Origin of the sequence: Catellatospora sichuanensis, from assembly GCF_007483665.1 — a bacterium.
GTDB classification, from domain to species: Bacteria; Actinomycetota; Actinomycetes; order Mycobacteriales; family Micromonosporaceae; genus Catellatospora; species Catellatospora sichuanensis.
The window spans coordinates 111923-137170 of the sequence record NZ_ML660183.1; the positions used below are offsets into that span (position 1 = coordinate 111923).

The window sequence follows — 25248 nt, forward strand, 5'->3', positions numbered from 1 at the left end:
CCGAACGCCTCACCCACCCACGCAGCGTCTACCTACGCGAAGACAAGATCATCGAGCTGCTCGACCCGTGGGTAGGACAGGCGTTCTCCCCTGAAAACATGCGCGAGACCTTGCAGGCGATGGCCGACTCCCAGCACAACGGACCTGACCAGTACAAGGTCCAGGCAGCACGAGACAAGATCACCGCCTGCAACAATAAACTCGGACGCTACCGGGCAGCACTCGAAGCGGGGACAGACCCAGCGCTGGTTCAGCAGTGGATTGCCGAGACCCAGGCAGAGAAGGCGGTCGCCGAGTCGGCGCTTCGGGCAACAGATGGGCGCCGGGGAATGACCACCGACGAGATCCGAACGATAGTTGAAGCCATGTCCGGAATTGCGGCGATTCTCAAGGCGGCTCATCCCGCCGATAAAGCCGAGCTATACAGAGAACTCGGACTTCGCCTCACATATGAACCAGGCCCCCGCTTAATCAAAGCGGAGGCCAGTCCAAGTAGATCATGTACTAAAATGTGTCCGAGGGGGGACTTGAACCCCCACGCCCTATACGGGCACTAGCACCTCAAGCTAGCGCGTCTGCCATTCCGCCACCCGGACCGGTGGTGTCCGACCTTCTCCGGCCACCTCCGGAGGCATATCTCCGCTGGTGTCCGGCGTCAGCCGCACGAGCCACAACGATACACGCCCTCCGGTGATCACGCACATCGGGTTACCGGAGTCGGTAGTCTCCGGGCGTGAACGCTGCGGTATGGGTCGTCGCCGGCCCACCAGGGGCCGGCAAGAGCACCGTCTCCCGACTGCTCCTGGCCGCACTGGACCCGGTCCCGGCCCTGCTCGACAAGGACATCCTGTACGGCGGCTTCGTCGCAGCCACACTGCAGGCCGCGGGCCGCCCGCACGGCGAGCGCGAAGGCCCCTGGTACGACGAGCACATCAAGATCCACGAGTACGGAGGCATGACGGCCGCGGCCCGCCTGGTCCGCTCCCACGGCTGCCCCGTACTCCTCGACGCCCCGTTCACCGGCCAGATCCATGATCCAGACAGGTGGGCGGCCTGGACGACGGAGCTCGGCGGCGACCCCGTGCACTTGATCTGGGTACGCACCGACCCCGCGACCCTGCGGGCTCGCCTACACGCCCGAGGTCTGGCCCGCGACGCCCAGAAACTGGCCGGGTTCGACGCGTTCGTCGAGCAGATCCGGGCCGGGATCGAGCCCTCGGTCCCCCACCTGACCGTCGACAACCGCTCCGGCGCGGAACCGCTGGAGTCCCAGCTCAGAGACCTCCTGCACCGGTGACCCAGCCCGCACGACGACCGGGGTGAACGGCGCCACGCCGCAAGGCCGGGTCTGCGCCCCGGCCTCAGCCGCGAGGCCTGCAGCCTTGCCGATCCCACGGTGCGACGCCCGGTCCCCGAGGCGCGAAATCGTCTGCCGCGGGTCCCGCCGGTCACCGAATGAGCATCATCCGAGCACGCCAGCCGATGCAGGATCCGGCCGGTGTTCAAACCAGCGGAACGAACACCACCGTGAACGTCGCCGGGGCGGCCTGCAGCCCATGCTCAGGCAGGACACCTGGCCCGCAGGAGTTGCTGCCGATGCCGTGCTGGGCCAGGTCGACGTTCACCCACACATGATCACCCGGCACCAGATCCGTCAGATGACGGGCGGCGTCGAGCTGCTCGCTGGTCCACCGCCGGGCGGTGAACTGGAACGGCGATCCGCCCCCGATCCGCAGCCCGGCGCCGGCGGCGTCGGTGAGGTTGGCCCACCGTACGTCGAGCCGGGACCCGTTCTCCTGCGGGAACACGTACGGGGTCTGCAGCGCGTCGACGGTGCTGGTGAATCGGCCGACGCGGGCGGCGAGCCGGGTGTCGGCGTACGCCTCGCCGGGTCCGCGCCCGAACCACTCGACCTGGCCGTAGTCGGCGGGTAGGCCGAGGCGGAGACCGAGCCGCGGCAGCGGCACCGTCCAGACGCCGTCGGGGGTGATGTCGAGCTGCAGCCGCAGCACATCTCCGGCTTCGCTCCACCGGTAGGTGACCAGCAGCCCGGCGTCGGTCGCGGCCGGGGCGACCCGGGTACGCACCACCAGCGCGTCGCCGTCGGCTATGACGTCGACGGTGCGCTCATGCACTCGGTGCATGCCCGCGTGCCGCCACGTCGCCGCCAGGGCGTGGGCGTCGTTGTCGGTCGGCGCCCGCCACAGGTCGACCCGCGGGGAGACCAGGCCGATCCCGCCGATCTCCACGAGCCGACCGCGCTCGTCGAACCGCGCGGTCCGCGGCATGCCGAACCCGGCCTCAGCGTTCTTGATCTCGACGGGTGCGATGCCGTCGAGAGCCAGCCCGGTCGCCTTGACCCCGTTGACCGGCCCTGCGGCGTCCACGGCAGGCCACTGCCCCCAGGCGATCTCGTGCCCGGCCTGCGACCAGGCGGTGTCCTCGGCGAGCACGGCCCGTACCGTCCACCACGCCTCGCCGCCGTCGGCCGGCGCGTCGACGGCCGGCAGCGTCACCGTCTCGGATCTGCCCGCCGCGAGCTGCGGGCACGGCAGCTCGCCGCCTGCGTGCTCGACGCCGTCGATCTCGTACGTCCAGTGCAGGGTCAGGCCGGTGAGGTCGGTGAAGTCGTGGCGGTTCTCGATCGTGAACGTGCCGGTGCCGGCGTCGGTGATGCGGATCGGTTCGATGACCTTCTTGTATTCGAGCAGCCCCGGCGACGGTGTGCGGTCGGGGAACACCAGGCCGTCGCAGATGAAGTTGCCGTCGTGCAGTTCTTCGCCGAAGTCGCCGCCGTAGGCGTGGAATTCGCGCCCGTCGGTGGTGCGGCTGCGGATGCCGTGGTCGATCCACTCCCAGACGAACCCGCCGTGCAGCCGGTCGTACTTTTCGAATAGCTGCTGGTATTCGTGCAGGCCGCCTGGGCCGTTGCCCATGGCGTGGCCGTACTCGCACTGCAGGAACGGCATAGCGCGGCGTCGGGCGTCGAGTTCGGAGTCGTCGAGCGGGGCCTCTTCGCGGCGGCCGATGAGTTCGACTTCGTGGTGGTCGGCGTACATGCGGCTGTACACGTCGGTGTACCGGCAGCTCTGGTCGCCTTCGTAGTGCAGCGGCCGGGTGTTGTCCAGGGCCCGGATCGCGGCGGCCATGTGGCCGAGGTTGTCGCCCTCACCTGCTTCGTTGCCCAGCGACCACATGACGATCGACGGATGGTTGCGGTCGCGGGCGACCATGCGCTGCGCCCGGTCGACGAGGGCGTCGCGCCAGGCCGGGTCGGCGGTCGGGTTGCGCCGCCAGCCGTTCTCCCCGAATCCGTGGGTCTCCAGGTCGCACTCGTCGATGACCCACATGCCGAGCTCGTCGCAGAGGTTGAGGAACTCCGGGTGCGGCGGGTAGTGGCTGGTGCGTACCGCGTTGATGTTGTGCTGCTTCATCAGCAGCAGGTCGGTGCGCATCAGTTCCTCGGTGACGACGCGGCCGTGGTCGGGGTCGAACTCGTGCCGGTTGACGCCCCGGAACAGCACGGGGCGTCCGTTGACGGTGAACCGCCCGTCTTCGATGGCGATGGTGCGGAACCCGACGGCGAGCACGGCCCGCTCGGCGGCGGTGGCGACCTGGAGGCGGTACAGGTGCGGCGTCTCGGCGGTCCACGGTGTCACCGGCAGCTCGAAGACTTCGCCTGCGGGGGCGGCGGACAGGCCGAGTTCGGGGCAGGTCAGCGTCGCGTCCGTGACCGTGTCGACGCGCAGGGTGCCCAGGCCGGTGCGGTGGTCGTATCCGGCGTGTACGCGCACGTCGGTCAGGCCGCCGGTGGGGCGGGCGAGCAGGGTGACGTCGCGGAAGATGCCGGGCAGCCACCACATGTCCTGGTCTTCGACGTATGTGCCGGCCGACCACTGGTGCACGCGCACGGACAGTGTGTTGCCGGTCGGGCGCAGCAGGTGCCCGACCGCGAACTCGCTGGGCAGTCGGCTGCCGAACGTGACGCCGAGTTCGGTGCCGTTGAGCCAGATGCGGCCGCAGGAGTCGATGCCGTCGAAACGCAGCAGGACGTCGCCGTCGGGCCAGCCGTCGGGCAGGTCGAAGGTGAGCCGGTGGTCACCGGTGGGGTTGTCGGTGGGCACGTGCGGCGGGTCGACGGGGATCGGGTAGCGCACGTTGGTGTAGATAGGTTTGCCGTAGGGGTGGTCGGGCCCGCCCTGCAGGGTCCAGTGCGACGGGATGGCGATCTCGTCCCAGCCGGTGTCGTCGAAGTCCGCGGCGGCGAAGTCGTCGGGGGCGTCGGCGGTCGGTGACACCCGGAACCGCCAGGTGCCGTTGAGGCTCAGGCGTGCGGCGTCGGTGGCCAGGTGGGCGCGGGGTGCGGTGGCTCCGTACCCCGTAGAAATCGTTTCCAGGTATCGCACCTCGACAGATTCCAACACGACCCATCAGATGTCAACGCGGTCGGCCAATGTAAAGAATATTTGACTCGACCGTGCGCCGCGACGTACCTTCAACATGTCAAACATTTTTGACTCCCCCGGCTCGGCGGCCCGCAAACGTGCCGCCCCTCCAGCGCAGACGCACCGCACAGCCCGGCACCCATCCCCACCCCTGGAGCGGTCCCATGACGAACACGAAACGCACCGCCCGCATCACCGGCCTGGCCTACCTCGGCCTCGCCATCAGCGGCGTATTCGGCTTCCTCCTCATCCGCCAGCAGCTCCACGTGCCCGACGACGCCACCCGCACCGCAGCCAACCTGATCGCCCACGAGTCACTCGCCCGCCTCGGCGTCGTCGCCGACCTCTCCATGGTGTTCACCCAGGCCGTCGCCGCCGTCTGGTTCTGGAAACTGTTCCGGCCGGTCGAACCCGTCGCCGCCGGCTCCATCGCCGCCTACGGCCTGGTCAACGCCGTAGTCGTCCTCGTCGCCGCCATGTGCTCCAGCACCGCCCTCGACGTCGCGCTGCGCGCCGACCCGACATCGGCCGCCGACGCGCTGCTGCTCTACGACCTCAGCACCACCGCGTTCACCCTCGGCGGCCTGTTCTTCGGACTGTGGCTGATGCCCATGGGCTGGCTGGCCATCCGGTCCGGCTACATGCCCCGCCCACTCGGCTGGACCCTCATCGCCGGCGGCATCGGATACGTGCTCAGCGTCCTGGTCGCCGTACTCGCCCCCGACGCCACCGCCGCCGTCACCGCACTCGTCGTACCCGCGACCATCGGCGAGTTCTGGATGGTCGGACACCTGCTCGTCAAAGGCGTCTCCGACAAGAGCGCCCCGAGCCGCCAATCGCAGCCCGACCCACAGCCCGTGGCGGCCTGACCCGCCGGCCTGCGCCGGCACGATACGCAGCGGCGCCGCCCGGGGCGCGGCGCCGCTGCTGGAATGATGCTCAGTGCCGCAGCCGGTCCTCCATCAACCGCCGGACCGCTTCGGCCTGCTCGTCACCGGCGTGAAAGCGCATCGGCGACGTGTCCGCGTAGACCCCACTGCTCTCGTACGCCCGATCCTCAAGCTGCACCACCTGCCAGTCCGCGGCCAGCCGCTCGGCGATGCTGAGGCCACGTCTACCGGACAGGAACAGCGTCTCGCCGTCAGAGTTGGCCTGCGCCGCCGCGATGAGCCCGATGCCGGGCGCGTAGGCGTGTCGCACCGGCGGGGCGAGCAGCGGGCTGAACTCTTCGACGATCAGAGCGTCGTCGTAGCAGATGGCGGGTGCGCAGACCTCGTCGGCGGCGGTGTCGACGACGAACGCGCACCGGAGCAGCCCGATGCCGGGCGCGTCGGCGCGCAGATACGGTGGCTCGTCCTCGTCGGGGTCTCCCGGCACGACGATCCCGGCCCGCGCACCGGTCACGCCTGCGATCCAGGCGCCGGGCGCGCCCGCGGGCAGCTCGTCGTCGATCAGTTCGGGGTACTCCCCCAGCTGCCAGACGGCGCCGTCGTCGTCCTGGGCCTGGAACACGAGCGCGGAGACCTCGGCGACGCCGTCGCGCCAGTCGCGCTGCCACAGCACCCGCGTCCACACGCCGTCGATCTTCTTGACCAGGTCGGTGGCGGTGAGGACGACCACGTGGGGCAGCAGGGCGCCGCCGTCGTTGGCGACGGCTTGCAGGGTGAGCTCGGTGCCGGGTCGCAGCGGCTGGTAGGCGTTGTCGAGGTCGGCGGAGTCGCTGAAGTCGCGCGGGCGGAAACGGGCCGGTGGGCAGGGTCCTGGGTCGGCTGTCGCGGCCTGGGGCAGCACGGTGGCGGCCGGGCCGGGATCGGTGGTCGGGTCCGGTGTGGCCTGCGCGGGCGTGGCGGTCAGGGTGAGTGCGGCGGCGAGCGCGACGGCCGCCCGGGCGCGGTGCATTGTCCGTCGTGGACGAGCTTGATGGGTGTGCATGGTCCCGCCCCTCCTCGGCCGTGAACCTGTGGGTACTTATGCCCCATGTTCGGACAGTAGGGGGCTTTGGCAGGAATCTCCTATCAGGGTCACCCGTCTGCGTTTCCGTTTGACTCTGACGTGGCGGGAGGCGGCACCGTCGAGGCCGAACAGTTCTTCCAGCACTGAGGAGTGCCATGACCACCGAGCCCTTTACCCGGACCGCGCCGGGCATCGACCGTGACATCTACCCGATGCCCGCGTTCGTGAAGTTCGAAGCCGCCGACCTGCCCGCGACGACGAGGTGGTACGAGGCCGCCGGGTTCGTGGTCCTGGCGGCCATGCCCGGACCCGGCGGGTCGACGGGCCTGGTCCACCTGCGACGGCAGCGCTACCAGGACATCCTGCTCGTGCCCGCGCGCGGCCCTGCCGCCGGCGGAGGGCGGGTCACGATGGCGGCCGGAGGCGACGACCTGCGGCTACGCGCCGCGGACCTTCTCGCCGCGGCCGGCGGCGGCACCGTCGAAGGGCCCGCCCCCACACCGTGGCGCAGCGACGACCTGACGCTTACCGACCCTGACGGCAACGTCGTCGTGCTCACCGAGCCGCGCCGGGCCGACATCGACGCCGACACGCAGTGGTCGGCGATGGTCCGCGACAGCGTCAACCGCACAGTCGCCTAGAAACGGCCGCACCACCTGGCCCGCCCACCCCATCGCGCGGCACAGCGGAATTCACCCTGGTCACACCTCGCCGGCCGGGCGATACTGCTGGTGACGGCCATCGCGGCTGACCGAGAAGCGGGGAAGCTTACTCGGCCACCACCGCGATGGCCGTTCCGTCACCGCCCGCAGGACCGACACAACCCCAGACGGATCCGGCCCGTCGCCCGGCGGCCGCCAGGTGCGCAAGATCCAAGAGGGACCCGGGTCAAGGACGCAATGGGCCGGTGAGGGATTCGAGGCGGTGGCGGCCGTGCGGTTCGCGGCGCCAGGTGAGCAGGACCTCGAAGCGCGCTGGTCAGAACCAGTAATCCATGCGTTTGGCTACGCCCTGGGCTGCCGCGGCGAACGACCTGGTCTGCGCGTGGATCAACGCTGCGCGCCCGACATCGGACCGGGTGAAGACCAGCTCGGCGGGAGTGACGTGCCTGCGCCAGGCACGAAGGAACGCCTGCGCACGCTCAGCCTGCAAACCGAGCACGGCCGGCACCGCATGGTAGTCGGTCTGCTGCCGTGACCAGCGGTCCATGCTGCGGGTGATCAGGTATCGGGGCTTGCGGATCGGAGCGAGCACCTGATGGACGCTGTCGGCGAACAGCGACCGCTCGGCGAACGTGCCGCCGCCGAGGGCGACGTGGTAGACCCCCATCGCGTTACGACGCACGACGATCGGGGCATCGCGCAGGGTGGCGGGGATCAGGCCGGTGTCGCACAGCGCGTCGCGTACCGCGTTGGCGATCGGTTCGATCGCACCATCGACCGGCAGGAAACGCAGCCACAAAATGGCCGCCCTGACCAGCTTGGGACCGGTCACCGCGGTCGCCAGCAGGGCGACCACCAGGAACGGCGCAATCGTTGCCGGGCCGCGGCCGAGCAGCTCCATCACCTGCAGCAACGCGACCGACACGAAGATCGCCAACTGCACCATGAGCGCAGCCAACGTGCCACGGAACCGCAGAACCCGGAATTTCGGCGGTACGGGCAGCGCCACGCTCGGCAGGATCCGTCCCTCGGGGCCGGCCAGGACGGCATGCCAGCGCTGTGCGCGATCCTGGCGGTCGCGCAGCCGGGCCGCCATGACCGCGTTCTGCGCGGCGGCGTCGATCGGAACCTGGCAGCGGCCCCGGGAGTAGAAGTCGACACCGACCCGGCCCAGCCCGGTGACCAGAGCCGGCTCGTTTTCGGCGATGCCGCAGAACGTCTCGAACCGCTCGGCCATCTCCTCGATGTCGCGGCAGTCCCAGCCGCTGTCACCGACCTCGGCGTAGGTGGCCAGATGCCAGATCGAAGCCACCTTGCCAGGCTGGGCCGGGTCGGTGCGGATCGCCCGTCCCCGCATCTGGTTCGTGGTCATGAACGAGCCGACGAAACTGGCCAGGACCAGCGAGTTCACCTGCGGGGCGTCCCAGCCCTCGCCGAGCAGCGCGCGGGTCGCGACGATGACGTTGATGCGGCCCTCGGCCAACAGCGCGGTCAGCGCCCCGGTCAGCCGCTGCCCGCCAGCCAAGGTGACCTGCCGGTACCGGGCCAGCGACGCCACGGGCTGCACCTGCAGCCGGTCACCGTCGACCGCGGCTCGCAGATCCGTGATCAGGTCTTGGTGCACGACAGTCAGCCGGCCGGTGTGCAGGACCAGGCCGGTCGCGTCGCCCGGCCGGGCGGCGAGGCGATGAAAGATCGGCCACGCCCCCAGCGACAGGCCGCGGGGCTGCTCGCGGGCATGGTCGTCGTCGCGGATGTAGTCGGTGAGGATCACCTGACGCAGCTCGTCGCCCCGTTCGGCGGCTTCCAGCTCGTGGATCTGCACGCACGCGTCGACCTTCGTGCGGCTGAGGTTCAGCTGCGGCCAGCCACGGCCTGGCTCGTCCAGCCCCCATTCGCGCCGCCACAGCAGGCCGTCGGCCCGCAGCCGTTTGCTGAGCAACTGCCGCCGGTCGGTGCCCGGGCCGTGCTCCCACTGCCTGGCGAACAGATATTCGTGCAGCACCAGTTCCAGCTCCACCGGGCCCGGCCGACCCAGCTGGCCGGCTTCGGCGCCGAGGACGGCCTGCAGCGCTTCACTGGGCGTACCCGCCGAATGCAGCAAACGCGCGAGCGCGAGCGCGGTCTCCGGCGAGCCGGCGATCTGCGCCGCGTGCGCCCGCGGCTGCCGCGCCCACGGATGGGCGGCAAGCTCCGCGACGACCTGCGCGTCGTGCATCACGTCGTCGCCGAGCAGCTCAACCATGCGGCGATGCTCGGCCAGGCGGGCGGAGTCGGCGCCGTCGGCCTCGGTCAGCCAGATGTAGTCATCGTGCGGGCACAGTGTCCCGGCCTTGACCAGTTCGGGCACGGAGATCTCGGCGTCGATCGGCCCGCAGAGTTCGAGGTAGCGGGCGAACTCGTGCCCCTGCACGTCGTAGGGCGGCGTCGCGGTCAGTGCGATCACGGTGAGGCCGTCGAGCGCGGCGACGATCTGCTGCAGCGCCGTCCACCAGCTTGCCCGCAGGTGGTGGGCCTCGTCGAGGATCAGCACCTTGATCTGCGCTACACGGAGCAGGTCGATCACGTGCTGCAGTTCGCCGCCGGACGGGCCGAGCTGCTCGGCTTCGTCGTCGGATTCTCCCGTCGCGGCGGCTTCGAGGTCCTGCGGTGCCGCTGCCTGTTCGCGCGCGCGGGTGTGCAGGGCCTGGTAGGTGATCGAGTTGAAGAACCGCAGCTCGGCGAGGTCACGGCTGCGCCAGGTGGGGTCGGGTGTTTGATCCGGCGGCAGGAAGTCGCGCAGGCGGTCCAGCCATTGGTCGCGGATCGTCCGGGTCGGCGACATCACCACGGTGGGCCGGGCCAGCCGCCGGAAGAGTTCGATGCCCACCACGGTTTTGCCGGAACCGGGCGCCGCCACGACGTGCAGGCGGCCGTCCTGCAGCAGGGTCGGCAGTTCGTCGAGGACCCTGGCCTGGTACTCCCGCCAGGGCCAGCGGAACGTCATGCCGGCGACCTCTGCTGGGATCATGCCCCGGCACGCTAATCGACACCGGCAAACGCCGTGCGTCAGTTCGTTCACATGGCGATGTCCACCAGGACCAGCAGCAGGAACGGCAGCGCACCCAGGGCCCAGCAGATGCCCGCCGTCACGAGCACCACCTGGTAGAACCGGCCCGGCCGACGCGCAGGCACCTGCGCATCGGCGTTTTCTGCCTGCGCCGTATCCGGCTCGTCCGCCGAGGCGCGGACCTGCGGGAAGAGTCCGCCGACACAGGCGACGACGGCGAACGCGGGCAGTACGGCGATCAGCCACGCCACGTAGGCGCCCTTCGCGCCGCCGCCGCGGCCGCTGCCGAAGTCCGGCGAGACCTCAGGGCCGATGTACCAGGCCAGCAGCCCGACCACTGCGGCGTACGCCAGCACCAGGGCGGCGTTGCACCAGCCCAGCCGGATCGACCGGCCCGCGTCCCGCGCCCAGAACGAGTGCAGCAGCGCTCCGGCCAGCGTCGCCACGACGAGCGAGGTCAGCAGCACGAATCCGATCCCGTGCCAGCGTCCGTACGCTTCGCGCAGCAGCGGAACCTCGTCGGACAGCGCGCCCAGCCAGATGGTCGCGCCGATGGTGACGATGACGGCCACGAGGCTCAGTACTGCGCGCTGGTCACCGCTCCGAGGGGGATCTTGGATCACGGCGGGGATGGTACACAGCGGTGTCACGGCTGCTCGGCGACCTCCTCGCCCGACACCGCGTCGACGAGGTAGACCTGCTCGCCGGCGCGCGGATCGCGGGCCTGCAGGAGGTGGAACAGCGGGGAGGCCGGGCCGCCGAGGTCGACCACGGTGGCTCCGGCGCCCAGGACGGCGCGTTCCCAGCGCGGCGGCGCGGTGAAGTCGATGCGGGTGACCACACCGGGTGTCACCCACACCGGTATGCCGCGCAGCAGGCCGAACAGCTGCAGGTGGAAGTGGCCGCACAGGATGGTTTATTGAGCGCCGATCAGCGCGGCCCGAGAGTGAATCGCCCGCGAGCAGTGTGGGCTTTGAGCGCAGGCAGCTCAGCGGATACGCGACGCTTTCACTGCCTCAGCAATAGCAGCTCATCGCCCCAGGCGTCGATGATCGGCCTGAGGAGCGGCTCGGTGCGTTGGCTGTCGAACGCTGCACACAACGTATCGATCCGTTGAAATGTCGCGCGCACGGCGGCAGGGTCGCCATCGAGCGTCGCTGTCAGCAGGGCCAGCAGTTCCGCCGCATCCCAACCGGGCACGGGGTGGTGATGCAGCTCCCAGGGCAGGTACTTGTGATACGGGCGGACGCGGCCTGCGAGCGTGAAGATGACGTCCAGCAGCCAAGGCATCGACTCGGCGGCGTCAAGGCGGCATTCGAGCCCGCGGCCGTCACGGTTGTTCTTGAGGGCGCGATAGGCGTAGTTGATCCAGCCGTCGAGTCGGTCGTGCTCGACGAGGATCGACTCGGCTTCGCCGGTGGTAACGGTCGCCTGGCGGCTCATCGCGGACTGCACGCGTCCTGCGGTGCGGTCCAGCAGTACAGGCGCCCATGCGTACGACCACCGGAACCACCAGCCTGCCGATCCGAATGCCGGCACCTCCTCGAGCTCAGCGAGGGTGACCGGGATTTCATCAAGCGCAGCGGAGTGCACTGTGCAGCGTCGGCCTTTGTCGGCCAGTACGACGTAGACATCGAGGTCGGATAGGTCGGTGGCGAGGCCTCTGCCCGCCGAACCGGAAAGAACCATGCCCAACAGACCCGTGCCGTGATCGGCCTGATTCCGGCACGCCACATCGATGAGCAGGCTGCGCTGCTCCGCCGGCAGCTCGGGCGGGAACTGCAGACGAGGCGTTCGATCGATCATGGATAGTCATCTTGACGTCGGACAATGGCAGCCGCAACCGAGTTGCGCCCACGGCAGGCAGACGTGCAAGGCATCCGTAGCCGTGAGGCAACCAAGCTGCTCTGCCGAACACGGCTGTCGCCCCCAACGACGTCAGCCGCGGCCGAGTCACGATCCGCTACGAACGCCGCGCCGACATCCACCAGGCCCTCGTCAGCCTCGCCTGCTCGATCATCTGTCTACGCCACCTGCGAGATTCTTTCTGAACTGATCTCTAAGCCATGTACGGCAGGTGCCCGGGTTCTGTCCCAGCTCAGGTTCGCGACGATGCCGCTTGCCTCACCGGCGAGGAGACGATGCCGGCCTGACCGGTGGGGATCAGCTTCTCCTGCCGGATATTCTGCGCGGCGTGATCAACTCATACGCGAGGCCTGACGATGTTGAGGTTGCGTTAGCTGCGGCTCGTGCGGGCGCGGACGTGGTGCACAACATGTACGGCCTGCGGCTCACCCGCATCGACAAGGGCGCGGGGGACTTCGCCACCGCCGCCGATGTGGAGGCTGAGAAGGCGATCCTCGGCGTTATCCGTGCTGCTCGGCCCGATGACGCGGTCCTCGGCGAGGAAGGCGGGCAGCAGGGCGCGACCGGCGCTGTGCGCCAGTGGCTGGTCGATCCCTTGTGCGGCACGTTGAACTATGCCGTCGGCAGCATGCTGGCGGCCGTCAACGTGGCGCTGCGCAACGGGGCGGCGGCGGTGGCGGACCCGTTCAGCGGCGAGGCCTTCTTCACCGACGGTAAGATCGCCTGGGTCCGGCACGACGGGGTCCAAACGCGGCTAGCGCCCACGCCGGCCACTCAACTCGTGGACGTCAACCTGGATCCGCCGTTCCCGAACGCGCCCGGATTCCGGGCTGTGGACCTGCTGGCCCACCCCGAGTTCGTCAAGCGGTTCCGGCCGCGGGTCGTGTCCACGACGCTGGCGTTGTCCTGGGTCGCAGCCGGCAAGCGCGCCGCGTATGTCACCGATGGCGGAGACCTGTCGGAGAGTGTGCATTTCGCCGCCGGCATCGCTGTGTGCCGGGCCGCCGGCTGCGTGGTCACCGGAATCGACGGCGCCCCGATCGGGCAGGCAGGCCGCGGGCTTGTGGCGGCCGCCGACGCCGAGACCCACGGGCTGTTGATGTCGATGATCCATAGCCGAAGGTAGGGCTGGGACGTGGGCCAGGGCTGCCGTTCTGAGCCGACGTCCGCCCCAGCAGATGCCTTTCTCGCTGCAAATTGCTGGCCCACTGCTCTGATCACGACTCCATAGCGGCCCTAGAACGGTGGTGACCACTCGCCTGCCCAGGTCGCCGTGGACCGGGCCGAAGGCCACACCTTCTCCTCATCCTCATGTGGGTTGGGCCAGAGGTATCCGACCCATTCGCTTTCAGGGATCGCGCCTTCCCAGTCATCGGTGCAACGCTCGGCCCACTCGCGACCAACCAGCACGGGCCGGGTAAGTAATCCATCCGCGGTGTCCTGCACCCGCAGTATCAGACCGAGCTCGTCGATCCCCGGGTTGCCGCGCGGCCCGAACCGCAGGCCACCCATTGCATCAGGCAGGTCGGACAGCCACTGCTCCAGCTCGGCGGGGTTGCCGCCGGTCAACTCCATCCCGTCCAGCACCATCCGGGGTCCGTGAACAGCGTCAGCTGCAATGCAGAACAGTCGACCTGTCTTGTCGAAGTACTCGTAGAGTGCAGGCACCGATGGTTGGAAAACCAGCTCGATGCCTACGACCTCCGGGAAGTAGGGCTCGGCCTGGAACCGGCGAATCTCCTGGGCCTGCGGCAGTGCCGCGGCAGCCTCCGCAGCAGTCATGCCAAACCGCAACGGCCCGACGCCCTCCAGCGGTGTGACCACCCACCGTGGCCGGAGGTGCGCGACGGCTTCTCGAGCATCTGGCGACGTCATCCCGTCCGTACCTTCCTTTGTCGGACCCTAGTCTGCCCGGCCCAGCACGCCTGCAGGATCGCGATACGCCCGAGCCAGCAGCGTCACCCAGTCGTAGATCGCGGTCTCGTTCGGAGCGAGCGGCCCCGGCGTGTAGTGCGGCGAGCTCAGGCCGCGCTGCACCGATTCGCACGCCGCCCAGTCCTGCCGGTTCGTGACGTCCCAGAACTCGACCGCGTACGACGGGTCGGTGACCGCGTCGTCGAACAGCCACAGGCACTCGACGAGGGTCCGGTCCGGTGCGAGCGGCGTCATCCGGTGCGCCATCACGTAGTCGGGGTGCAGCGACAGCAGCACGTTCGGGAACAGCCCCAGGTAGCGCACGGTACGCGGGTCGACGCCGTCGAGCATCACCCCGCGCGAGCGCCCATCGAGGGACATAGTCTCGGCGTGTTCGCGCAGCTCCATCGACCCGCCGAGCCAGTGGCCGGGCTCGTGCCAGTTGTCGCCGGAGTTCGGCGGGGTGACCGCGCACAGCTCCGGGTGGATCAGCGGGCAGTGGTAGCACTCGTGGTAGTTCTCGGCGATGACCTTCCAGTTCGCCGCGACCTGGTAGCGGTGCACCGCCTTGACCGTCAGCTTCTCCGGCGCGTACGGCGCGACGAGCCGGTCGAGGGTGCCCAGGTGTTCGTCGAACGGCATCGCGGTGCCGGTGGCGTTGACGAACACCCAGCCGTGCCAGTCCACCGCGGGCAGTTCGACGAGCCCGAACTGCCTGGCCGGGAAGTCGTCGTCCATCCGCGGCGCGGTCTTGAGCGCGCCGTCGAGGTCGTAGGACCAGCCGTGGTACGGGCACACGATCGCCCGCCGCTCACACGTGCCGCCGTCGGGCAGCAGCTCGTGCCCGCGGTGGCGGCACACGTTCGCGAACGCGCGCACCCCCGCGTCGGAGACGGTCAGCACGACGGCGACGTCGCCGACGGTCAGCGCGTGCTGGTTGCCACCCTCGGCCAGCTGCGCCAACCGGCCCACGCACGTCCACGACCCGGCGAACAGGTGCCGCCGCTCCCATTCGAGGACCGCCGGGTCGGTGTAGGCCTGCACGGGCAGCATCCGCGAGGACCCGAACGGTCGCAGCGCGGCGTCGAGACCGTCGGCGGGCAGCGGCGCGGGCACCGGACCGGCCGCGACGGGGCGGGCGAGTGCGGCGGTCATCGCCGGCCCCGGCGGCCGGTGTCGTGCAGCACCTGCCGGACCACGTTGCGGCCCGGAATACCGGTGACCCCGCCACCCCCGTGCGTGGCGGAGCCCGCCTGATAGAGACCCTTGATCGGGGTACGCAGATCCGCGTAACCGGCCGCGGGCCGGCAGTGGAACATCTGCCCCGGCGTCAGCTCGCCGTGGAAGATGTTGCCGCCGACCAGGCCGTACTCGTGCTCCATCTCGTGCGGGCCGATGACCTGACGCCCGATGACCGAGTCGGTGAACCCGGGCGCGACGGCCTCCATCCGCGCGACGAGGCGGTCGGCGTACGCGTCGAGTTCGGTGGTGTGCGGCTGTGCGGCCCAGGTGTGCGGCACCCACTGGGTGAACATGCTGATCACATGCTGGCCTTCGGGCGCCAGGGACGGGTCGAACACCGACGGGATGCACACGTCGGCGAACGGCAGCGTCGCCGCCTTGCCTGCGGCGGCCTCCTGGAACGCGGTCTCCACGTCGTCGAGCGATTCCGACAGCACGATCGTGCCGCCGTACACCGCGGGGTCGAACTCGGGGTGGCTGGCGAAGCTCGGCAGCCGGTCCACCGCGAAGTTGACCTTCACCGTGCCCGAGCGGGTCTGCCACGACTCGATGTCGGCCACGAAGTCACCCGGCAGCTCGTCGCGGTCCATCATCCGCAGGAACGAGATCTTCGGATGCGCCGTGGTGATCACTGTCGGCGCGGTGAGCTGCTCGCCCGATTCCAGCGTGACGCCGGTGACCCGGCCGCCGGTGGTGTCGATGCGGGCCACGGTCGCCTCGGTGCGGATCTGCGCGCCGAACGAGCGCGCGGACGCGGCCATCGCCGCGGTGACCCCGCCCATGCCGCCGCGCGGGAAACCCCATGCCGCGGACTGGCCGCCGGTCTGGTCCAGGTGGTGGTGCAGGGTGACGAACGCCGTCCCGGCGCTGCGCGGCCCGCCCCAGGTGCCGATGACGCCCGACACCGACAGCAGGCCGCGCATGGCGTCGGACTCGAACCGGTCCTCGACCAGGTCGGCGATGCTGGCGGTGAACAGCCGGGTCAGGTCGAACGCGGCCCGCACGTCGATCTTGCGCAGCGTCTTGAGCAGCGCAGCCTGCCCGAGCAGGTCACCGGGGCGCTTGGAGCCGAGCTTCGGCGGGATCGCGTCCAGCAGCGGGCCGACCTTCGCACCGAGCCCGCCCAGCCACGCCTCCCAGCGCTCGTAGGCGTCCGCGTCGGCCTTGGAGAACTTGGCGATCTCGGCGTGGCGGCGCTGCGGGTCGCTCGCCAGGTGCAGGTGGCGGCCGTCGCGGCGGGGTGCGAAGTAGGGGCCCTGCTCGTACACGTGGTAGCCGTGCTCGGCCAGTCGCAGGTCGGCGACCATGTCCGGCGGCAGGAGGCTCACCACGTATGACAGGGAGGTCACCAGGAAGTCCGGGCCGAACGGGCGCTCGGACACGGCGGCGCCGCCGACGGTGTGCCGTCGCTCCAGCACCACCACCCGCCGTCCGGCCCGCGCGAGGTACGCCGCGGCGACCAGACCGTTGTGCCCACCACCGATGATGATCACGTCATGCGTCACGCCAAGATTCTTACTGACTGACCGCTCAGTTGGGAAGACCCTTGTTCACCAGATATTATTCACCATCGTCGGTTTATACGCTCCGTGACCAATACAAGAACCCGGCCTCGGCCGCAAAGCCAGACGAGCAGTTCCCTACAGCAGGTTGCCGCAAGAGACGGTCACACCAGGTTGATCGCTACGCGGCCGCCGCTGCACGACGATCGTGTCCACACCCTCCATCGGCTTGACCCGCGTCAGCATCTCGCAGTCGAACACGGTTGCGATGAAAAGGACCTGGAACGATTCGGGCAGCTCCCCCGGCTTGATGCTCCCGACGATGTCCGGGCTGTCTTTCATCAATTCCTGGAAGTTCCGGTAGGCCTGCTCGCGGCTTTCGTGCCGGACCCCGTTGACCGGGTCAAGGGCAGCCAGCGCGGTCCGCACCGCAGCCCGCTGCTCCTCGGTGACATCGCGATCCAGGTAGACGCTGACATTGAACCGGTGCTCCGGCTCGGACCGGCCCAGGACCATGAACGCGGCGGTTGCCAGGACCGCCCCCGCGAGCAACGCCCCCAGTATCGCCGCCAGCGGGAGCCAGCGCTGCCTCGCAGACGGCGGTTCGGCGACGGGCGTCGGAGCAGTCGGCGACGCCGAGTCCACGGACGGCTGATCGATGTGGTCGGACATGGCCACCACTTCTACCACCAGGCACAGGTCCGCAGGGGGCAGCCGAGACAGCTCCGATGCCTCAGTCGCCTTCTTCCAGCCAGCTGTGCAGCAGCAGCCGGTCGATCGAGTCCTCGTTGCCGAGCCGGCCGCCCGCCGCGGCGTGTGCCCGCAGTTCGGCCCGGGTGAACCAGCGCGCCTCCACCAGCTCCTGCCCGTCCACGGTCACGGTGTACGCGGTGGCCGTGGCCCGGAAACCCAGCATCAACCCGGCCGGAAACGGCCACGCCTGCGAAGCCACGTACGTCACCGACCCGACCGGCACCCCCGCCTCCTCGGCCACCTCACGCCGCACCGCGTCCTCGAGACTCTCGCCGATCTCCACGAAACCCGCCAGCGTCGAGTACCCGCCGACGGCCGACCCGCGATGCCGGGCCAGCAGGCAGCGGCGCGGGGTGTCCGCCGACTCGACCAGCATGATCACCGCCGGTTCGATCCGCGGGAACAGCAACCGACCGCATCCGGCATCCGCGCACACCCGCAGATGGCCGCCGTTGCGGCTGACCGTCGCCGCCCCGCACGAGCCGCAGAAACCCTGGTGGCGGTTCCAGTGCAGGATCCCACGCGCGTACGCCGCCATCGCCGCCTCGCCCGGCGACAGCAGCCCCACCAGCGCCCGGACGTCCAGGACACGTTCCGCACCGGCCAGGCCGAGCGCCTCGGACTCCGCCAGCGCGGACAGATCCACGGCGAACACGGCCGCACCGCCGTCCAGCCCCAGGAAGACCGGCCCGACGGCGGCCTGACGGACCGCATCGACCCTGGCACCGGTCAGGACCACCGGAGCCTGCGACGTGCCCGCCGTCAGGCACTGATCGCGCCACATCGGGATCAGCCGGACGTCCGGCGCCGACAGGGCCGCCTCGATCCACAGCGGGTCGGCCCGCCGGTCGCCTGCCCGGTCGAGTTCACCGCCGCAGTAGGTCAGACGCGGCACCAGCTGCAGGTCAGTCATGCGGGCCAGCGTCCCAGACCGCTCAACCCGCACGCGTCCGGGGGCCGACCGGAGCAGAGGCGCCCGGCCGGTCCCCGGATGCGGGCCGTCAGCGAGTCGCGGACACCACCAGCATCTCGCACGGCCCGACGAAACCCTCCGGGCCCTCGAACGCCGCCAGCTCCGCGGTGATCTCCGCCCAGGCATCGTCCCGCTCCGCCTCCGACAGCCCGGCCAGCATCTGGTGCAGGGCGCCGAACGACTCCCGCTCGAACCGGACGCAGTCGGCCGCCGACGGCAGCCGCACCGGCGAGTCGACCGCATCCACGGTGATGTCGTGGAACCCGGCGCGGGCGAACACCTCCTGCGCCGCCCCCGGCGCACCGAGGCTGAACGGTCCCGGCTGGCCCGGCAGCGGCGGCGGCAGCGCAGCCCGACGCCGGATGATCCCCACCGGCAGGGAGAAGAAACCGTTGCGGTCCGCGCCCGAATACACGACGGCCGCGACCCTCCCGCCGGGCCGCAACGCGGCACGCATCCCCGCCAGCGCCGCCTGCTGATCCGGGAAGTAGATCAACCCGACCCGGGAGATGACCGCATCGAACGACGCCTCCGGCACGTCCAGCCGCTCCCCGTCCAGTTCGAGGACCGCCACGTTGGACAGCCCCGCATCGCGAGCGGAGCGCTCCGCGTACGCCAGGATCGCCGGCGAGATGTCGGTGGCCAGCACATGCCCCGCCGGCCCGGCACGATGCGCGGCCGCCAGCGTCTGCCCGCCCGCACCGGCGGCCACGTCCAGCACCCGGCTACCCGCGGAGATCCCCGCAGCGTCGAGCATCCGCCGCGTGGCGGCACCGAGCCAGTCCTCGATGAGCGGCCCCCACCGGTGCCAGGCCTCAGCGGCGTCCTGCCACTGCCGCCGAGTGGTGGACTTGTACACCTGCGGGTCGAACGTGGTCGTCACGGCAACTGCCCTCCGGAAATCATCCGCCGGTCCTGTCCTGTCACCCCGATACGCGCCAGAACGGCACCCGCATCCGCCAGAAAACACCTGGCACTTCCCGACCGGACGCCGAAGCTGCGCGACAATGCCCGGGTGTCCACCTTCGTCGGCCGCCAAGACGCCCTGTCCCGCCTCGCGGCCGCGCTGGCCACGACCGGCGGCACCGGCTGGCGCCGGCCCGCACTGGTACTGGTCAGCGGCGAAGCCGGGATCGGCAAGACCGCACTGCTGGCCAGGTTCACCACCGACGCCGCCACCGCAGGCACCCGCACCGCATGGGGCACCTGCTGGAACGGCGAGCAGGCACCCGCGTACTGGCCGTGGACCCAGGTGCTGCGCTGCCTCGACGAACCCGGTCCGCAGCCAGGACAAGCCACCGCCGTGCCCGCGGCGAGCCTGCTCGACGCAGGACCGCCCAGCGGCGACGGGGCCGCCGGCCGGCTGCGCGTCTTCGACGCCGTCGCCCGCACCCTGGCCGCAGCCGTCCGCCAGGCACCGGTCGTGGTCGTCCTCGACGACCTCCAGTGGACCGACGACGCCAGCCTGGAACTGCTGCGCTTCCTCACCGGCACGACCTACCCCGGCGCGCTGCTGCTCCTGGCCGCCTACCGCCCCGACGAACTCGCCGGCCCGGCCGCCACCACAATGGCCGACGTCGCGCTCCTGGCCGAACGCCTGCCACTGCGCGGCCTGTCCCCCCAGGAGATCACCGACCTGGTCCAAGCCGTCGCGGGCCCTACCGCAGCCGACCAGTGGGCACCGGTGGTACATGAACGCAGCGGCGGACACCCGTTCTTCGCCGCCGAACTCAGCCGACTGATCTCCGACGGCCCCGCGGTCGGCGCCGTACCCGCCGCAGTACGGGAGGTCATCGCGCGACGCACCTCCCGGCTGTCAGCCGACTGCGCCCGCCTGGTCGAAGCCGCCGCGGTCGGCACCGGCACGCTACTGCCCGACGTGCTCGCCGAGGTCACCGGACAGCCGCCCGCCCGCATCACCGACCTGACCGAACAGGCCACCGCCGCCGGCATCCTGACCCCCGCCGCCGACGGGACCCGCTTCACCCACGACCTCTACCGCGAATCGATCTACTCGGGACTGTCCACCGCACAACGCCTGCACCTGCACGCCCAGCTCGCCGCGGCGTTACAGCGCCGACACGAACGCGGCGGAACCGTGTTCGCCGCCGAGATCGCCCACCACTGCACCGCCGCCCTCCCGCACACCATCACCCCGGCCCTGCACTGGGCCCGCCGCGCCGCACAGGCCGACGCCGACCGGTACGCGTTCACCGACGCCGCCGCCCACCTCGGCCGCGTCCGCACCGCCGCCCTGACCACCGGTGCGGCCCTCAGCGACACCGACCACGTCGACCTGCTCACCGCCGAAGCCGACCACCGCCTCCGCGCCGGCGACACCGCAACGGCACGCGACCTGCTCGACACCGCATGGCAGCGCGCCCGACACACCGGCGCACCAGACCTGATCGGCACGGTCGCGCTGGGCATCGACCGCATCGGCGCCCGGTTCGCCATGCCACGCACCGACCTGGTCGACCGCCTCGAACAGGCCCACCACGCCCTGTCCGGCACCACCACCGCCACCGAAGCACAGGTCACCGCCGCGCTCGCCCGGCAACTACAACACTCCGTGCCCGCCGACCGGCCGCGCGCCGCACCGCTGGCCGAACACGCCATCGCCGTCGCCCGCCACATCGCCGACCCGGCCACCCTCGCCGACTGCCTACTCGCCCAACACGACGTGCTGTGGACGCCCGGCACCGCCACCCGCCGGGCCGAGATCGCCACCGAGATCGGCGAACTGTCCCGGCAGGCCCACAACCCCGAACGCCAGACCCAAGCGCTGCTGCTCACCGCCACCGCGCAACTGGAGACCGCCAACCCCGCATTCCGGGCCACCCTGCACGCCTACGACCACGCCGCCCGGCAGCTACGCCAACCCCGCCACGACTACAACCTGCACATCCGCCGCGCCGCACTCGCCCTGCTCGACGGCGACCTGGCCGCCGGCGAGCAGCTCAGCGCTCAAGCCGCCACACTCGGCGAAGCCGTCGGCGACGCCGACACCGGCAACGTCCGCATGTCACAGCGCCTCGAAATCGTCCGGGCCCGCGGCGACGCCGCGCAACTACGCGACACCGCCGCCGAAGCCGTCTCCTGGTGGGTCGGCGCACCCGCCCACGCACACGCCGTGGCCGCCGGCTTCTACGCCCGCGCCGGCGACCTCGACCTAGCCAGACGCGAACTGGACACCGTACTCGCGCTGCCGGACTGGCGCACCGACCGGTCCTACCTGTGGTCGGTGTTCGTCGGCGAACTCGCCACCGCCGCCGTCGCCCTCGACGACCGCCCCCTGTGCCGACAGCTGCTAGGCGACCTGCTGCCGCTGTCGGAGACCTGCGCCGTCAACGCGGCACTGGTCGCGTTCATGGGCGCGCACGCCCACCGGATCGGATCGCTGCACGCGGCGCTGGCCGAGCAGGTCCCGGCCCGGCAGTGGCTGGGCCGCGCCGCCGAACTCCACCGGCGGCTGGGCGCCCGGAGCTGGCAGGCCGAGTCGCACGCGGCGATCGCCGCCCTCGACACGCAGCCACGAAAACCGCCCCCGCCCCGGCACCGTGACGGCGAGGTCACGCTACAACGGGTCGGCGACATGTGGCAGGCCCGATACCAAGGCCGGACCGTGTTCCTACGCGACTGCAAAGGGCTGCACGACCTCGCCGCGCTGCTCGCCGCGCCGGGCGTCGACCACCCCGCGCTCACCCTGGCCGGAGCCGCCGCAGCCGCCGCCGACCGGGCCGATCCGGTGCTGGACCGCACGGCACTGGCCGCCTACCGGCGACGCCTGGCAGCACTTGAACAGGAGATCGCCGACGCAGACGACGACCACGACCTCGGCCGCCGGCACGCCGCAACCGACGAACGCGAGCAGCTGCTGACCCAACTGCGCCAGGCCACCCGCCCGGACGGCCACAGCCGGCCCCTGGGCACCTCGGCGGCCGAGCGGGCCCGCAAGGCGGTGACCGCCCGCATCCGCGACGCGATCACCCGTATCCGCGAGGCGCTACCCGAGCTGGCCGCCCACCTGGATCGAACCGTACGAACCGGCAACACGTGCCGCTACGACCCGCGTTGACGGCGAGCGCCCACCGGCTCGTCACCGTCGCCCTCGACGAGCAAACCGTCACCGCCTACGACGAGGCGGCGTGACACGACGCGGAATTCCGTCGCTCGGCGACGATCACGTTCCTGGAGGATCAGGAAACCGGCGGTCGCATTCTTCGCATAGCGTGAGTTCGATTCTGCGCCATCCGCGCAGCTCTGCAGCGGCACTGCACCACTCGCACACCGACTCGGACCGATGTGTGAACTCATCGGTGATCGCTTCCAGCATGGCGGACTGTTCGCTCGACCAGTACGGCTGGCCTTCTACCCGTGGGTGCGGCAAGGCCTGAAATGACAGCACGCCGTGTTTCTGCTCGACGTTCACCAGCACATACGTCGGAAACGCCGCTGCCAGCTGCTCGTGACACTCCCCCACGAGGCAACGCCAGCCCTCGCCAACCCAGGCGACGTCGAAATCACCGCCGGCATGAACACGTAGCCGATTGATCAACTCGGCGCTGTTCACCGGATCGAGGCACCACACAGACAAAGGCTGACACATGCCTCGCCGTCCACCAACCAGGAATCAGCGCATTACACGGCCAACCCCAAGGGACGCGGCACTAGCGCCTGAAGGCGGCTGGGTCGGCGAGATACCGGTCAAGATCCGGATCCTCCTGCAGCTCTTCGACCCGATCGGTGATCTGCCAGTCCGGTCCGAGTTCGCCACGGAGTCGGCTGACAGCTTGCTGGACCTCCTGGTTGAACCGGGCGCACTCATCCTCGCGCCAGGGACCAGGATCGGGCGGATAGTCCCAGTTCACCGAGGTGTCGTACCGCGCTGCAAGGTCTGCCAGCTCACGCCGTAGCGCTTCACTGATCGGGAGCCGGCCAAGGTCCACGGGATGGCCCCAGGCCCCCCAGGCAGCCTGCCCGCTCATCCACAGCACGCCGCCAGACCCGGCGTCGAAGAAGATCTGAGCGCGATGCACGGTTCCCATGGTCAAAGGAAGCTAGATCATCTGTCAAGCAGCCACCAGTGTGCCGAGTCCTTGATTCGCTTGCAGTAAACGGCGAGGCTGGCAAGGATCTCGTCGGCGGTCTTGGTCCACACGTACGGGCGTGGCTGCTCGTTCCACAGGTTCGCTCCGACGATCCGTGTCGACGGCGAGCGCCCACCGGCACACCGCCGGTGGGCGCTCGCAACGAGCCGGTCGGCCGTCAGCCCGCGACGGTGAACGCGTAATCGTAGGGGGCGGCGAAACGGGGCTCGCCGTTCGCGTCGTCGCCCAAATAGGGCAGGACGTTCAGGACCATCGGCCCGGCCGCCGTCGGGGTGTACGTGAACGACGCCGTCCCGTCGGGGCCGGGCACTGCATCGCCCGACTCCGCGCCGAGCGTGTAGTAGTACGTCACCACCTGCTCGCCGCCGGCGGGAGGCGTGAACGTGAACGTGCCGGGCACGCCCACGCCGCCGGTGGGCTCGCCGCCCTCGGCGTACACGTCGGAACTCACGCCCGCCGGACCCGCGAAGATCACATACACGTAGAGGGTCAGCGTCGGGGAGTAGTTGCCCGCCCGGTCGAGGGAACGGACCTTCAGCGTCCAGGAACCGCCGCCGGGCGCGGTGATCGCCGCCGTCGCCGTCCCGCCGACACCGTCGGCGTCCACCTGTCCCGGCGGCGGCGTGCACGTGTAGTGGCCCGCGTCGTCGGGTGCGCAGCTCGGCGAGCTGAACTCCGACCACGTGTACTGGTAGGCCGCGACGTCGGCGGCACCGCCGGCACCGAACGTGAACGTCGCCGTGCCGCCGACCCATGCCGTGGTGTCCGGGTCGTAGGCCGGTGACACGGCCGTCGGCATGGACGGTGCCGTCTTGTCGGCGATGAACGAGCACGTCGGCGACCACGGCGACGTGTTGAAGTAGTCACGGGCCCGCACCCGCCACGAGTACACGGCACCGTCGTGCGCCAGCGGCCCGAACCGGGCCACCGGGCCCGTCTCGACGGTGATCTCCTCAGGCGCGTCGGCCGGCCACAGCTGGTACTCGTAGTTCAGAAAGCCCCACGGGTCGTCGGCGTCGACGCCGCGGGCGTCCATCCACGGCTCGTCGGTCACGTACGGGTACGGCTCGGCCGTCGCGCACGGCTTGAAGTTGTTGTAGAGCGTCGTCGGGTCGATCACCGGCAGCGGGTCGTGGAACACCGACGTCGGTACACCGTACGCCGGGTCCAGGGTCCGGCCGTAGCGCAGCGCGGACTCGTGCGCGGCGGGCACCCGCAGCTCCAGCGTCAACGCCGGATCACCGCGCCGTACCGCCTCGTCGAACGCCGTCTGCAGCTCGGTGCCCAGGGCACCCGGGCAGTCGTAGTCCGACGGGGCCAGCTCGGCGACACGCTCGATCGCCTGCGGCGGGTTCGCCCAGGTCGGCGCGTTCGAGATGGGCGCGGTTCGCCACAGTTCGACCGTGCGCCGGGTGCAGTCGCCGGACAGCTCCTTCACCTTGAGGATCACGATGCGGACCGAGGAGCCCGAATAGGCGCGCAGGTCGAAGGTGACGTACACGCGGGACAGGTGCTTGCGGCCCGCGGTGTCCTTCCATGCGCCGACCGGCACCGGTGCCGTGCCCCAGGCGAAAGCCCTGTGTGGGGCGCGACTGTCGGTGTAGCCGAGGTAGGTGGCCGTCGCGGGCCCGCTCAGCTCGGCCTGGGCGGGTGCGGCCCACAGCAGAGGCAGCGCGACGGCCGCACACAGCAGTGCGGCGCCCCGGCGAAGCGACAGGAGAGTCAAAAGTTCGTCCTTTCCGGACGCGGAAGATCGAAAGTTGCCCGATCGTAGCGGC

The 25248-nt window shown here is 70.4% G+C and carries 21 protein-coding genes and 1 tRNA gene; 5 read left to right on the forward strand and 17 right to left on the reverse strand.

What is annotated here, in order from left to right; translation table 11 throughout:
- Positions 1–32: 32 nt before the first annotated feature.
- A complete protein-coding gene (locus FLL47_RS43830) occupies positions 33–401 on the reverse strand; it encodes a hypothetical protein (protein ID WP_246157407.1) in 369 nt (122 codons plus the stop codon).
- A gap of 111 nt (positions 402–512) precedes the next feature.
- Positions 513–596: transfer RNA gene (locus FLL47_RS00430), tRNA-Leu, on the reverse strand.
- A 137-nt stretch (positions 597–733) separates the two neighbouring features.
- Here FLL47_RS00430 and FLL47_RS00435 point away from each other — a divergent pair.
- On the forward strand, positions 734–1297 hold the full coding sequence (locus tag FLL47_RS00435; protein WP_144118377.1) for a P-loop nucleotide/nucleoside kinase family protein: 564 nt from the start codon (positions 734–736) through the stop codon (positions 1295–1297).
- Between the two features lie 205 nt (positions 1298–1502).
- Here FLL47_RS00435 and FLL47_RS00440 read toward each other — a convergent pair whose 3' ends face one another.
- The gene (locus tag FLL47_RS00440; protein ID WP_246157408.1) at positions 1503–4406 is read right to left on the reverse strand and encodes a glycoside hydrolase family 2 TIM barrel-domain containing protein; all 2904 of its coding nucleotides are present in this window, start codon (positions 4404–4406) and stop codon (positions 1503–1505) included.
- 203 nt (positions 4407–4609) lie between these two features.
- Between FLL47_RS00440 and FLL47_RS00445 the strand changes: the two genes are divergently transcribed.
- Positions 4610–5314 (forward strand): DUF4386 domain-containing protein, encoded by a 705-nt coding sequence (locus FLL47_RS00445; protein ID WP_144118379.1) that lies wholly within the window; start codon positions 4610–4612, stop codon positions 5312–5314.
- Positions 5315–5384: 70 nt separating this feature from the next.
- On the opposite strand, the gene FLL47_RS00450 is transcribed toward FLL47_RS00445, so the two are convergent.
- The gene (locus FLL47_RS00450) at positions 5385–6344 is read right to left on the reverse strand and encodes a hypothetical protein (RefSeq protein ID WP_144118380.1); all 960 of its coding nucleotides are present in this window, start codon (positions 6342–6344) and stop codon (positions 5385–5387) included.
- Between the two features lie 209 nt (positions 6345–6553).
- Between FLL47_RS00450 and FLL47_RS00455 the strand changes: the two genes are divergently transcribed.
- Positions 6554–7039 (forward strand): VOC family protein, encoded by a 486-nt coding sequence (locus FLL47_RS00455; RefSeq protein WP_186315497.1) that lies wholly within the window; start codon positions 6554–6556, stop codon positions 7037–7039.
- A 337-nt stretch (positions 7040–7376) separates the two neighbouring features.
- Here FLL47_RS00455 and FLL47_RS00460 read toward each other — a convergent pair whose 3' ends face one another.
- The 4 genes from FLL47_RS00460 to FLL47_RS00475 form a co-directional block, all read right to left on the reverse strand.
- Positions 7377–10070 (reverse strand): DEAD/DEAH box helicase family protein, encoded by a 2694-nt coding sequence (locus FLL47_RS00460; RefSeq protein WP_144118381.1) that lies wholly within the window; start codon positions 10068–10070, stop codon positions 7377–7379.
- Between the two features lie 47 nt (positions 10071–10117).
- Positions 10118–10732, reverse strand: coding sequence for a hypothetical protein (locus FLL47_RS00465; RefSeq protein ID WP_144118382.1), 615 nt, complete (start codon positions 10730–10732; stop codon positions 10118–10120).
- Between the two features lie 23 nt (positions 10733–10755).
- On the reverse strand, positions 10756–10962 hold the full coding sequence (locus FLL47_RS00470; protein ID WP_222105926.1) for a hypothetical protein: 207 nt from the start codon (positions 10960–10962) through the stop codon (positions 10756–10758).
- A 155-nt stretch (positions 10963–11117) separates the two neighbouring features.
- Positions 11118–11915, reverse strand: coding sequence for a hypothetical protein (locus FLL47_RS00475; protein ID WP_144118383.1), 798 nt, complete (start codon positions 11913–11915; stop codon positions 11118–11120).
- Between the two features lie 388 nt (positions 11916–12303).
- Between FLL47_RS00475 and FLL47_RS00485 the strand changes: the two genes are divergently transcribed.
- The gene (locus FLL47_RS00485; RefSeq protein WP_144118384.1) at positions 12304–13101 is read left to right on the forward strand and encodes an inositol monophosphatase family protein; all 798 of its coding nucleotides are present in this window, start codon (positions 12304–12306) and stop codon (positions 13099–13101) included.
- A gap of 110 nt (positions 13102–13211) precedes the next feature.
- Here FLL47_RS00485 and FLL47_RS00490 read toward each other — a convergent pair whose 3' ends face one another.
- The 6 genes from FLL47_RS00490 to FLL47_RS00515 all read right to left on the reverse strand — a co-directional run bounded on the left by FLL47_RS00490 (position 13212) and on the right by FLL47_RS00515 (position 19242).
- Entirely contained in the window at positions 13212–13757 is a 546-nt protein-coding gene (locus tag FLL47_RS00490) for a hypothetical protein (RefSeq protein ID WP_144118385.1), read from the reverse strand.
- A 120-nt stretch (positions 13758–13877) separates the two neighbouring features.
- The gene (locus tag FLL47_RS00495; protein WP_144118386.1) at positions 13878–15044 is read right to left on the reverse strand and encodes an aromatic ring-hydroxylating oxygenase subunit alpha; all 1167 of its coding nucleotides are present in this window, start codon (positions 15042–15044) and stop codon (positions 13878–13880) included.
- Complete coding sequence (locus tag FLL47_RS00500; RefSeq protein WP_144118387.1) at positions 15041–16636, reverse strand: phytoene desaturase family protein; 1596 nt, start codon at positions 16634–16636, stop codon at positions 15041–15043. Before FLL47_RS00500 ends, FLL47_RS00495 begins: the two co-directional genes overlap by 4 nt.
- Positions 16637–16771: 135 nt before the next feature.
- Complete coding sequence (locus FLL47_RS00505) at positions 16772–17305, reverse strand: permease-like cell division protein FtsX (protein ID WP_144118388.1); 534 nt, start codon at positions 17303–17305, stop codon at positions 16772–16774.
- 61 nt (positions 17306–17366) lie between these two features.
- Complete coding sequence (nudC, locus tag FLL47_RS00510) at positions 17367–18299, reverse strand: NAD(+) diphosphatase (protein WP_144118389.1); 933 nt, start codon at positions 18297–18299, stop codon at positions 17367–17369.
- Between the two features lie 88 nt (positions 18300–18387).
- Positions 18388–19242, reverse strand: a complete 855-nt coding sequence (locus FLL47_RS00515; RefSeq protein WP_144118390.1) for a class I SAM-dependent methyltransferase — start codon at positions 19240–19242, stop codon at positions 18388–18390.
- 132 nt (positions 19243–19374) lie between these two features.
- Here FLL47_RS00515 and FLL47_RS44615 point away from each other — a divergent pair, with 132 nt between their 5' ends.
- A complete protein-coding gene (locus tag FLL47_RS44615) occupies positions 19375–22437 on the forward strand; it encodes an ATP-binding protein (protein WP_186315498.1) in 3063 nt (1020 codons plus the stop codon).
- Between the two features lie 105 nt (positions 22438–22542).
- Here FLL47_RS44615 and FLL47_RS00525 read toward each other — a convergent pair whose 3' ends face one another.
- From FLL47_RS00525 to FLL47_RS00535, 3 genes are all read right to left on the reverse strand, one after another.
- On the reverse strand, positions 22543–22932 hold the full coding sequence (locus FLL47_RS00525) for a hypothetical protein (protein ID WP_144118392.1): 390 nt from the start codon (positions 22930–22932) through the stop codon (positions 22543–22545).
- Between the two features lie 97 nt (positions 22933–23029).
- Complete coding sequence (locus tag FLL47_RS00530) at positions 23030–23407, reverse strand: hypothetical protein (protein ID WP_144118393.1); 378 nt, start codon at positions 23405–23407, stop codon at positions 23030–23032.
- A 220-nt stretch (positions 23408–23627) separates the two neighbouring features.
- The gene (locus FLL47_RS00535; protein ID WP_144118394.1) at positions 23628–25196 is read right to left on the reverse strand and encodes a hypothetical protein; all 1569 of its coding nucleotides are present in this window, start codon (positions 25194–25196) and stop codon (positions 23628–23630) included.
- Positions 25197–25248: the final 52 nt, after the last annotated feature.